9 protein-coding genes are annotated in these 10,745 nt (G+C 69.5%); 8 read left to right on the plus strand and 1 reads right to left on the minus strand.

Annotated features, from left to right (window positions below):
* Positions 1–19: 19 nt before the first annotated feature.
* From WA670_RS15895 to WA670_RS15915, 5 genes are all read left to right on the plus strand, one after another.
* The gene (locus WA670_RS15895) at positions 20–379 is read left to right on the plus strand and encodes a hypothetical protein (protein ID WP_134732708.1); all 360 of its coding nucleotides are present in this window, start codon (positions 20–22) and stop codon (positions 377–379) included.
* 73 nt (positions 380–452) lie between these two features.
* Positions 453–1,367, plus strand: a complete 915-nt coding sequence (locus WA670_RS15900) for a 3-oxoacyl-[acyl-carrier-protein] synthase III C-terminal domain-containing protein (protein ID WP_238608023.1) — start codon at positions 453–455, stop codon at positions 1,365–1,367.
* Positions 1,368–1,379: 12 nt separating this feature from the next.
* Positions 1,380–2,666 carry a diaminopimelate decarboxylase gene (lysA, locus tag WA670_RS15905; protein WP_336158132.1) on the plus strand — a complete coding sequence of 429 codons (1,287 nt, stop codon included), beginning with the start codon at positions 1,380–1,382 and terminating at the stop codon, positions 2,664–2,666.
* The gene (locus tag WA670_RS15910; RefSeq protein ID WP_336158133.1) at positions 2,666–3,448 is read left to right on the plus strand and encodes a hypothetical protein; all 783 of its coding nucleotides are present in this window, start codon (positions 2,666–2,668) and stop codon (positions 3,446–3,448) included. Before lysA ends, WA670_RS15910 begins: the two co-directional genes overlap by 1 nt.
* Before the next feature lie 41 nt (positions 3,449–3,489).
* Positions 3,490–4,134 carry a LuxR C-terminal-related transcriptional regulator gene (locus WA670_RS15915; RefSeq protein WP_043839341.1) on the plus strand — a complete coding sequence of 215 codons (645 nt, stop codon included), beginning with the start codon at positions 3,490–3,492 and terminating at the stop codon, positions 4,132–4,134.
* A gap of 34 nt (positions 4,135–4,168) precedes the next feature.
* On the opposite strand, the gene WA670_RS15920 is transcribed toward WA670_RS15915, so the two are convergent.
* Positions 4,169–5,449: a sensor histidine kinase gene (locus tag WA670_RS15920; protein ID WP_336158134.1), complete on the minus strand. Its 1,281-nt coding sequence runs from the start codon at positions 5,447–5,449 to the stop codon at positions 4,169–4,171.
* 137 nt (positions 5,450–5,586) lie between these two features.
* Here WA670_RS15920 and WA670_RS15925 point away from each other — a divergent pair, with 137 nt between their 5' ends.
* The 3 genes from WA670_RS15925 to WA670_RS15935 all read left to right on the plus strand — a co-directional run bounded on the left by WA670_RS15925 (position 5,587) and on the right by WA670_RS15935 (position 10,725).
* Complete coding sequence (locus WA670_RS15925; RefSeq protein WP_037812034.1) at positions 5,587–6,384, plus strand: ABC transporter ATP-binding protein; 798 nt, start codon at positions 5,587–5,589, stop codon at positions 6,382–6,384.
* On the plus strand, positions 6,384–8,957 hold the full coding sequence (locus WA670_RS15930; protein WP_336158135.1) for an ABC transporter permease: 2,574 nt from the start codon (positions 6,384–6,386) through the stop codon (positions 8,955–8,957). Before WA670_RS15925 ends, WA670_RS15930 begins: the two co-directional genes overlap by 1 nt.
* 91 nt (positions 8,958–9,048) lie before the next feature.
* On the plus strand, positions 9,049–10,725 hold the full coding sequence (locus tag WA670_RS15935) for a phytoene desaturase family protein (RefSeq protein WP_336158136.1): 1,677 nt from the start codon (positions 9,049–9,051) through the stop codon (positions 10,723–10,725).
* Positions 10,726–10,745: the final 20 nt, after the last annotated feature.

A 10,745-nucleotide genomic window follows, 5' to 3' on the forward strand; every position in this document is an offset into this window, starting at 1 on the left:
TTCAATTTGTAAATAGTTGATGAGTGAGGTAATGATGATCGTCCTGGTGGTGGCCAATGCCGTGCTCGCGGTGGTCAGCGTTGTTTTCGCGGTGGTGGCGGCCGTGCGGCCGGCGGCGTTGAGCCACAGCGAGGCGCCGGCGAACGGCGAGAAGTTCTACAGCTGGATGTACGCGGTCAGAGCCGTGCCGCTGGGCTGCGCGGCCGCGGTGGTGCCGTTCATCTGGTCTGGACCAGTCTGCGCGGTGGTCCTGATCGCGGCGGCGGTCGCGCAGGCCGGAGACGTCGGCATCGGGATCTTCCGCGGGGAAAAGGGGATGATCGCGGGAAGCTCCGTGGTGGGCGCGGTGCATGTGCTCACCGCCGTCGTGCTGTGGTGAACGAAGCCGGTTGAAAGCCGCGCGTCAGCGTCACGTCAGTGCCGGTTGCGACGCTGTCGGGGTGACGTGCCTGATGTCTGTGTCCAGTTACCTGCCCGCCGCGGTGCCGATCGCGACGCTGCAGGACGCGCTCGGCCTCACCGACGCCCAGTTGCGCAGGCTGCATCGCATCTACGGGTTGTCCGAGGTCTGCCGGTCGCCCGAGTCCGAGGCCGAGATGCTGCTCGGCGCGGTCGCGAAGCTCGACGGGTTCGCCGGGGTCGAGGAACGCGTCCGCTACGTGCTGCGGCCCAAGACCGTGCCCGCGGCGTCGCCGCATCCGTTCGATCCGTTGGCCGAAGTGCAGCAGCGGCTGGGGCTGCAGAACGCGCTCGCCTTCACCGTCACTGATCACGCGTGTGCGTCCGGGCTGCTCGCCCTCGACCTCGCCGGCGCACTGCTCGAACAGGACGGCGACCCGGACGCGCTGGCGCTGATTCTCGCTGGGGAGAAGGCTTTCACCCCGGCCGCGCAGATCATCCCGGACGTCGCGGTGATGGGCGAGGGGACCGCCGCGGTGCTGGTCGCGCCTGGCGGGCAACGGGATCGGCTGCTCGGCTACGCGACGACGACGCTCGGCGGTCCCGGCGGCGAGGTCATCACGAACGAAGAGCAGAACAAGGTGTTCCGGCAGATCTATCCGGACGCGCTGGGCGACGTCACGCGCGCCGCCCTCGAGGCCGCCGGGTGCGCGGCGGGCGATCTTGCGCTCGTCCTTCCGCACAACGTCAACAAGGTTTCGTGGATCCGCGCGGCGGAGGCGATGGACGTGCCGCGGAAGCGGATCTTCCTCGGCAACGTCCCGCGCACCGGCCATTGTTTCTGCGCGGACCCGTTTCTCAACTACCACACCGCGACCCGGCTCGGGCTGCTGAACCCGGGCGAGCGCTACCTGATGGTTTCGGTCGGCCTCGGCTCGACGTTTTCCGCGATGGTCTTCGAACACTAGGAGCAGAACCTGATGAGTACGGAACTCGAGATCGAGGGCGTCGGGATCACCGAGCTGGCCGACCGTTACGGCACCCCGCTGTTCGTCTACGACGGCGGCGAGCTGTCCGGCCGGATGGCCCGGCTGCGGCGGGAACTGCACGACAGCATGGAGGTCTTCTTCTCGCTCAAGTCGAACCCGAACGTGTCGATTTTGGCTGTGCTGCACGACAATGGGGCTCGCGCGGAGGTTTCGAGCCTCGCCGAACTGCGCACCGCACGCCGTGCTGGAGTGTCGCCGAACGACATCATTTTCCTCGGTCCGGGCAAGAGCCAGGCGGAGCTCGAAGCCTGTCTGGACGAGGACATCGCGGCGATCGTCTGCGAATCCTTCGGGGAACTCGCGTTGATCGACCAGCTCGCCGCGGCGCGCGGAGTGCGAGCGCGGGTGGCGTTGCGGGTCAACCCGAGCTTCGCGGTCAAGGGGTCCGGGCTGACGATGGGCGGGAAGCCGCGCCAGTTCGGCATGGACGAGGAACAGCTGTTCGCTGCCGAGGACCTGGTTTCGCGGCACACGAATGTGCAGATCATGGGCGTCCAGGTCTACATGGGCACGCGCATTCTCAGCGAGGAATCGGTGGTGGAGAACACCACGCGCATCTTCGCGCTGGCCGAACAGCTGTCCGCGCGGCTGGGCTTCGGGCTCGACCTGGTCGACGTCGGCGGCGGGCTGGGCGTGGCGTACTTCGACGGGGAACGCGACCTCGACCTCGATCTGCTGACCTCGCGGCTGAACCCGGTGATCGACGAGTTCGCCACGCGGCATCCGGACACTCGGCTCGTGATGGAGCTGGGCCGCTACCTGACCGCGATGAGCGGCACCTACGTCGTGCGCGTCCGTTACGTCAAAACCTCGCTGGGACAGAACTTCGCGGTCGCTGACGGCGGCACCAACCACCACATGGCGGCGGTCGGCATCGGCTCCTACGTCAAGCGCGATTTCCCGGTGCGGCTGCTGAACCGGATCGACGAACCGGCCACCGAAACCTGGCAGATCACCGGCCCGCTGTGCACGCCGAACGACGTGCTGGGCAAGAAGATCCCGTTGCCGCCGGTGCAGCCGGGCGATCTGATCGGAGTGGAACGCTCCGGTGCTTATGGCCCGAGTGCGTCACCGGTGCTGTTCCTCAGTCACGGCTATCCCGCTGAGGTTTTGGTCCATGATGGACAGTCCTATGTGATCAGTGAACGGGACCAGCCGGAGGACCTGCTGCGCCGCCAGCACCTGCACCGGCTGCCGGTTCCCGCGGTGGAGGGCTGATGTTCAGTGCCGGCGCTCCCGTGGCGGCCACGCGGACCTCGCCGTTCGCCGTGCTGCCGATGGGGCTGAAAACCGTGCTGCACCGGCGTTTCAGCTCTGGCGCCGACCGGCTCGACGGCCCAATCATGACGCGGTACTTCACCGATCTGGCCGCCGGACACGACGTCGGCTACTCGCCGGAGCTGGTCGCCCAAGCGCAAGGCAACACGTTCATTTCCCTGGCCCGGGAACTGCTGCACGACCAGGTGAGCGAGCCGATCGACCTGGTCGTCGTCGCCCACGACGGCCCCGATTTCGACCCGCGGCTGTCCGCTCCGGTCAACCTGACCGCGGTGCTGCCGGGCGGCCCGATGACGTACTCGGTCTCCGGACAGGGCCCGCTCGCCGGTTTCCTCGCCCTGCGGGTGGCGGCCGGATACGCGCGCCGCAGGCCGATGCGGCGCGTGCTGATCCTCGTCATGGAGCAGCGAGGAATGCCGTACGCCGGAGCCCGCCCGCCCGTGGACGCGGCTGCCGCGCTGCTGTTCGAGTCCGGAGCAGGCAGTACTCGTGTTGCGCTGCTGCCCGGGATCGACCCGGTTGATGCTCGGGCCGAGGCTGATCGGCTCGCGTCGGCGGATCGTTATGGGCCAGGTTTGACTGGCGGGTCGGTCGTGGAAGGACGCTCCGCTACCGCCTTGTGGGCCGAGCCGCCTGCGGTTCTCGCTGATTACGACCCGATTCGCGGGACTCTGGGAATTTGCGCCTTCGCCGGGGAAAGCGAGCCCTCCGCGCCCCTATAATCGGGAGCGGAACTGCCGCGGCGAAGAAAAGGTGAAGATCTGTGCGCGTGGTCATCGGCGAAGACCAGTTCCTGCTCCGCGACGGGCTGGTCCGGCTGCTCGAAGCGCACGGGATGACGATCGTCGCGGCGCTCGACAACGGGCCGGATCTGCTGAACGCGCTGGTCACGGAGAAGCCGGACGTCGGCGTGGTCGACATCCGGCTTCCGCCGTCGTTCACCGACGAGGGGTTGCGCGCGGCGATCGAGGCGCGCCGCCAGGTGCCGGGGCTGCCGGTGCTGGTGCTGTCGCAGTACGTCGAACGCTTGTACGTCAACGAATTGCTGGCCGACGGCGCGGGCGCGGTCGGCTACCAGCTCAAGGACCGGGTGCTCGACGGCGACCACTTCGTCGACGTCCTGCGCGGGGTCGCCGCGGGCAACACGATGATGGACCCTGAAGTGGTGTCGCGGCTGTTCACGCACAACACGCGCGACGTCGCGCTGGAGAGCCTCACCCCGCGCGAGAACGACGTGCTCCGGCTGATCGCCGAGGGGCGGTCCAACAGCAACATCGCCGCCGAGCTGTTCGTCACCGAGAAGGCGGTGTCCAAGCACATCAACAACATCCTGGCGAAGCTGCAGCTGCCGGTGTCCGAGGACAGCAACCGGCGGGTGCAGGCGGTGCTGGCTTACCTGCGCCGCTGACTGTGCGCCGATACCGCGCGACACCCTCTTGCGTTCAGCCGATCGGCCGGCACGGGATTTCGATGACCACCGAGGTCGGGCCGCCGAGCGGGCTGAGCACGGTGAGGAATCCGTCCAGCGGGGCGAGCCTGCGTTCGAGTTCCCGCAGGCCGGTGCCCTTGGCCGGGTCCGCGCCGCCGTTGCCGTAGTCGGTGACCGTGATGGACAGCCGTCCGGCGGAATGGTGCATGTCGATTTTCCCGGAATCCGCGCCGGAATGCTTCATCGCGTTGTTGAGCACCTCGGAAACGGTGAAATACGCGGCTGTCTCGACGGCAGGTGCGAACCGGCCGGGGAGGTCGACGGTGGTCTCCATCTCCAGCGTCGCTTCCATCCCGAGTTCGCGGACCGCGTCGGCGAGACCGCGGTCGACCAGCACCGGCGGCTGGATCCCGCGGACCAGATCGCGCAGTTCCTGCAGTGCTTTCACCGAACTCGCCTTGGCCTCTTCCAGCAGGCTCTTCGCGGCTTCCGGCTGCCGTTCGGCGAGTTTCGCGGCCGCGTCGAGCGTCATTCCCATCGCGACCAGCCGGGCTTGCGCGCCGTCGTGCAGATTGCGTTCGATCCGGCGCAGTTCCAGCGCCTGGTGGCCGACCGCGTCGTCGCGTGTGGTGGTGAGGTGCTGGACGCGCTGGGCGAGCACGGTGCTTTCGGACGGGGAAAGGAATTTGGCCGCCAGCGCCGCGTGCAGTTTCAGCAGGTGCGGGGCCGCCCACAGGACGAGCGGGAAATGCAGCAGGCCCAGCACGACCGCGATCCAGGCGACGGCCGGGTTGTCCACCGGCAGTGCCACGTACCAGTCGCCGAGCCACAAGTCGTCCAGAACCGGGTAGAGCAACGGCATCAACAGCCCACGGACGCCGTCGACCACGAGCGCCAGCGGGGCCAGCGTGAGCAGGCACCCGATCGTGCTGTCCACCAGCAGCCAGGCGGTGTCCCGCCAGGTGGCACGGTCGGCCAGCAACCGCGCGAACACCTGGAAGAACCGCGTGCCCTCGGGCAGCGGGAGATACGGTTGCGGCACCTCCCGTCCGGTCCAGGCGCCGTGCAGTTTCCGCTGCAGGTTGGCGACCGCGCGGACGGCGTAGACCACCGGGGGAATCAGGAACACCCCGACGCCGACGCCCAGCAGGGAAGCCGCGCAGGCCAGGAGCGCGAAAAGCACCACCTCGACCGGTGCGAGCAGACCCAGCGCGGTGCTGTGCAGCACGGCGAGGCCGCCCCGCGCGAACCAGGGCTTCGGCGCCGCCGGCTCGCGGGCATCGGTGGAGGGCATGTCCCGATTATGTGCTGTTCCCGGCTTTCCCGGCAGGGGTGCTAGGACCAGTCCGGATCGAAGAGTTAGCACCATCGGAATCCGCCCTTGCCGCTCGTAGGTTTCTTCTGTACCCGACGCGCCTGGGAGAGTGACCGATGTACCAGTCCGGACAGCCAAGCACGGATGCGGTGACGCTCCGCTCCGTCACCAAGTTCTACGGAGGGAACCGGGCCCGCGTCGTCGCACTCGACGGGATCTCGGTTTCGTTCGCCCGCGGCAGTTTCACCGCGGTGATGGGACCGTCCGGTTCGGGCAAGAGCACGCTGCTGCACTGCGCGGCCGGGCTCGACCAGCCGGATTCGGGCACGGTCGTGCTGGCCGACCAGGATCTCGGCCGGCTCGACGAGGCGCAGCTGACCCGGATGCGCCGCGACCACATCGGATTCATTTTCCAGCAGTTCAACCTGCTGCCGTCGCTCGACGTGGTCGACAACGTCACGCTTCCGCTGCGGCTGGCGGGGAAGAAGGCCGATCCGGCGCTGGTGAACCGGATCATCGAGCAGGTCGGGCTCGGCGGACGGCGCGGGCACCGCCCCGGCGAATTGTCCGGCGGCCAACAGCAGCGCGTGGCGATCGCCCGCGCGCTGGTCAGCCGTCCGCACGTGACCTTCGCCGACGAGCCGACCGGCGCGCTGGACACGACGTCGGCGAGCGAGATCCTGGACCTGCTGCGCGCGGCGGTGCGGGCCGAAGGGCAGACCATCGTGATGGTGACGCACGATCCGGTCGCCGCCTCCTACGCCGACCGGGTGCTGTTCCTCGCCGACGGGCAGTTCGCCGGCGAGTTGCACGAACCGACCGTGGACGAGGTCGCGCGCGGCCTGACCGCGTTGAGCGCACGCACGACGCGGCTCGGCCGCGACGGCCGGAACACCGTCGGGACGGTGCGCTGATGCTGCGCCTCGCCCTGAGCACGCTCCGGTTCCGCAAGGCCGGATTCACCGCGACGTTCGTCGCGCTGCTCGTCGGAACCGCGATCGTGATGGCGTGCGGCGGCCTCATGCAGACCGGGATCTCGCCGCGGGTGCCGCCGCAGCGGCTGGCCGAGGCTCCGGTGGTCGTCGCGGGCGACCAGCACTACAACCTGCCGCCGACGAACCCGGGCACCGAGGACGAGGACCACGAATCCGCGACGCTGCCCGAACGGGTGCGGCTCGACGTGTCGCTCGGGGCCAAGATCGCGGCCGTTCCGGGCGTCGCCAAGGTCATTCCCGACGTGTCGATCCCGGCGACGCTGCCCGCGGATCCCGACGTGAAACTGGTGCGCGGCAACGCGTTGGGGCACGACTGGGCGACCGCCGAGCTGGCCCCGTATTCGCTGACCGACGGGCGGGCTCCGCAGCGAAGCGGCGAAGTCGTGCTCGACCAGTCGACGGCCGCGGCCACCGGGGTCGCCTCGGGCGGTTCGGTGCAGATCGCCGTGCGCGGCGGGGTCCGGTCCTTCCAGGTGGTCGGAATCGCCGTCGCGGGCGGGAAAATAGCTTCCGACGCCGTGTTCTTCTCTCACGAAGACGCTCTCGCGCTTACGCCCGCGACCGGTCAGGTCGACGCGTTCGGCGTGCTTCCCGCCGCAGGCACGGATCCGGCCGCGCTGAGCACCCAGATCGCGAACGTGGTCCGCGACCAGCACGCGGTCGCGCTGACCGGAGTAGCGCGCGGGACGGCCGAGTTCGCGCAGGCGAGCGACGGCGGCGAAATCCTGGTGATCCTGGCCGCGGTGTTCGGCGGGCTGGCCGTGCAGGTCGCGTTGTTCGTGGTGGCCAGCACGCTGGGTCTGTCGGTGCAGCAGCGGCGGCGCGAGGTCGCGTTGCTGCGTGCGGTCGGCGCGACGCCCAAACAGGTGAGCCGCATGATCACCGCGGAGTCGATGGTGATCGGGATCCTCGCGACCGTACTGGCCGCTTTCCCCGGCGAACTGCTGGGGAACTGGCTGTTCGACCGGCTGTCCGGGTTCGGCGTCTTCGAACCGGTGCTGGCGTATCACCAGGACTGGATCCCGACCGCCGCCGGCGTTCTCGTGGGCCTGCTGTCCGCGTGGGGCGCGGGATTCGTCGCGGCGCGGTACGCCGGGCGGACGCGTCCGGTGGAGGCGATGCAGGAACTGGTCTCGCCGAAGCGCTGGCTGACGTCGTTCCGGCTGTGGTGGGGCATCGGCAGCCTGATCGGCGGCGTGGCGCTCGCGTACCTGACGATCACCGTGATGGACGGACCGCTCGCCGCCAGTACGGCCGGGCCGGCGGTCACGCTCGTCGCGGCGGCGGTCGCGCTCTTCGCGCCGGGGATCACCCGGGTGATGGTCGCGGTGCTGCGGGTTCCGGTGCGGGCGGTGAGCGGGCTGTCCGGCTATCTCGCGATGGCCAACGCCCGGGTGCGCTGGCTGCCGATGTCGGGTGCGGTCGTGCCGGTCATGCTGGCCACGACGCTGGCCGTGTTCATGCTCTACTTCCAGACGACGCAGGTGGAATCGGCGAAGCAGAAGTACGCGTCGAACCTTTCGGCGGACGCGGTCGTCACTTCGTCGACCGGCGACGTCGGCACCGGGTTGCTCGACAAGGTCCGGGCGTTGCCCGGGGTCGGAACCGCTTCGGCGTACGTGACCAGCAAGGGCTACAACGAGAAGCCGTCGGACTCGAGCCAGGACGAGGACGGGCTCGCGCTGACCGGGGTCACCGGTGACGCGGTCGCGAAGACCCGGGCGTCCGAGGTCGCGACCGGTTCGCTGGACGCGTTGCAGGGCAACACCATCGCGCTTCCGGTCGACAACGCGACCCGGCTGCACGTCAAGGTCGGCGACGAAATCGGCCTGCGGCTCGGCGACGGTGCGCAGGTGCGGTTGCGCGTGGTGGCGACGCTGCGCTCGGCGGCGGAGTTCGCGACGGCGTTGCTGCCCGCGGGCACGCTGGCTCCGCACACGACCGACGGGATCGCGTCGCAGGTGCTCGTCACCGCGGCGGCGGGCACGAGCGTCTCGCAGCTGATGAGCACGCTCGACGGGCTGGCGCAGTCCTCGCCCGGCGTGCAGGTCGCGAACCGGGACACGCTCACCGCCAAGTTCGTGCAGGAACAGGAAGCGAACGCGTGGGTCAACTACCTGGTGGTCGGCATGATCCTGCTCTACGCGGCGATCTCGGTGGTGAACACGCTCGTGCTCTCGACCGCGCACCGGCGGCGCGAGTTCGGCCTGCAACGGCTGGCCGGGTCGAGCCGGGGCCAGGTGCTCGGCGTGATGGCCGTGGAGGGGATCGTCGTCGCGATCATCGGCGTGGTTCTCGGCACCGCCGTCTCGCTCGCGATGCTGGTCCCGTTCAGCCAGGCGGTGTCCGACAGCTGGCTGCCGTATGGTCCATTGTGGATTTATGGGGTGGTGGTCGTGCTCGCGGTCGTGGTAAGCATGGTCGCCACGCTCTTCCCGACGTGGCTCGCGGTGCGCGGCAAGACCTCGATCGCCATGCTCTCTCCTGAATAGGTGACCCCTGGGCGGCCGCCCGCCGCTGACTGCCCCCAGCTGTCAGCGCGCGGTCAGCCCGGGGTCACCGCCCCGCCGTAGCGTCACCGGCATGAGTCCGAACGAGGCGGGAAGCCCTTCCTGGGACGCGATCGTGATCGGGTCCGGGATCGGCGGCCTCGTCTGCGCCGGCTACCTCGCCGCCTTCGGCCGCCGGGTCCTGGTGCTCGAACAGCACGACGTCGCGGGCGGCAACTGCCACATGTTCCGGCGGCGGCGCTCCTACGAGTTCGACATCGGCGTGCACTACCTCGGCGACTGCGGGCCCGGCGGGCTGCTCCCGTCGCTGCTGGCCGGGCTCGGCGTCGGCGACCGGGTGCGGTTCCGCAGGCTCGACCCGGACGGCTTCGACCGGATCGTGCTGCCGGGCGTGCGGTTCGACGTGCCGGAAGGCTGGTCCCGGTACGGGGACCGGCTGCTCGAGACCTTTCCCGCGGAGGCCGCCGCACTTCAGGAGTACCTGGCGATCTGCGGCGAGATCGCCGCGTCGGCCCGTTATTCGGCGAGCGCTCAGCCGGTTTTGGGCGGTTCGCCCGCGGTGGTGCGCTGGAGCCGGCGCAGCCTGAGCCGCCTGTTCGACCATTGTGGACTGTCCGTGGCCGCCCGCACGGTGCTGGCCGCGCAGTCCGGCAACTACGCCTCCTCGCCCGCGAACACCGTTGTCGCGGCGCACATTCGCATGCTCGACGACTACCTGACCGGCGGCGCATACTATCCGGTCGGCGGCGGCCAGATGCTGGCGGCCGCGCTGGTGGAGCAGCTCGAAGCGCACGGCGGCCAGCTGCGCACCAAAGCCCGCGCCGCGCGGATCCTGATCGAGGACGGTCGCGCGGCCGGCGTGGAGCTGACCGACGGAGACGTGCTGCGCGCGCCGCTTGTCGTGTCCAATGCGGACTATCGGCGCACCGTGCTGGAGTTGTGCGGTGGCCGGGAAAACTTCCCCGAAGGCGTCGTCCGGCGAACCGAAGACGCGGTCATGCGGCTGCCGCTGGTCACCAGTTATGCGGTGGTGGCCGCGGAACTGCCCGAAGCTTCCGAGGCCAATATCTGGTACTGGCCGAGCGGTGACGTCGAAAGTGCTTACGCCCGAACGGAAGCAGGCCAGTTCGACGAGCTGCCGTTCGTGTTCATCTCGTCCGCGTCGCACAAGGATCCCGGCAACACCGCGGTCTGCCCGCCCGGACACACGAACCTCCAGATCATGACCGCGTGCCCGCCCGGCTACGCACCGTGGGGCGTCACCGAGGGACCGGCGTCCGGTCTCCGCTACCGACGCGTTGCCGAATACCGCGCGGCCAAAGAGAAACTCGCCGCCTGCCTGCTCGACCGCGCCGAAGAGGTGCTCGGCCCGTTCCGGGACCGCATCGTCTACCTCGAATCCGCTACCCCGCTCACGCAGGAGCGCTACACGCTCGCCACCGGCGGAGCCGCGTACGGACTGCAGTCCTGGGGCCCGCACGGACGGCGGCCGGACGTGCGGACCGCGGTGGAAGGACTGTTCGTCGCCGGACAGGACGTCCACGGCGGGGGAGTCGTCGGAGCCGCGGTCGGCGGTGCGCAATGCGCGGAAGCGATTCTCGACCGGCCGGTGCTGGCCGAAGCCTACGACGGCGCGGTCTTCGCCGACCGCGCCCTGTTGCCCGAACGCGGCCACGACTGGGATCCGCTGCGGATTTCCCGCGGCCAGGCCCGCCGCGACGCCCGCGGATTCGCTCCGACGGCGCGCTGAACCCTGTGTAAGGAGAAGGA

Source organism: Amycolatopsis sp. VC5-11 (genome assembly GCF_037034185.1).
Lineage (GTDB): Bacteria > Actinomycetota > Actinomycetes > Mycobacteriales > Pseudonocardiaceae > Amycolatopsis > Amycolatopsis nivea.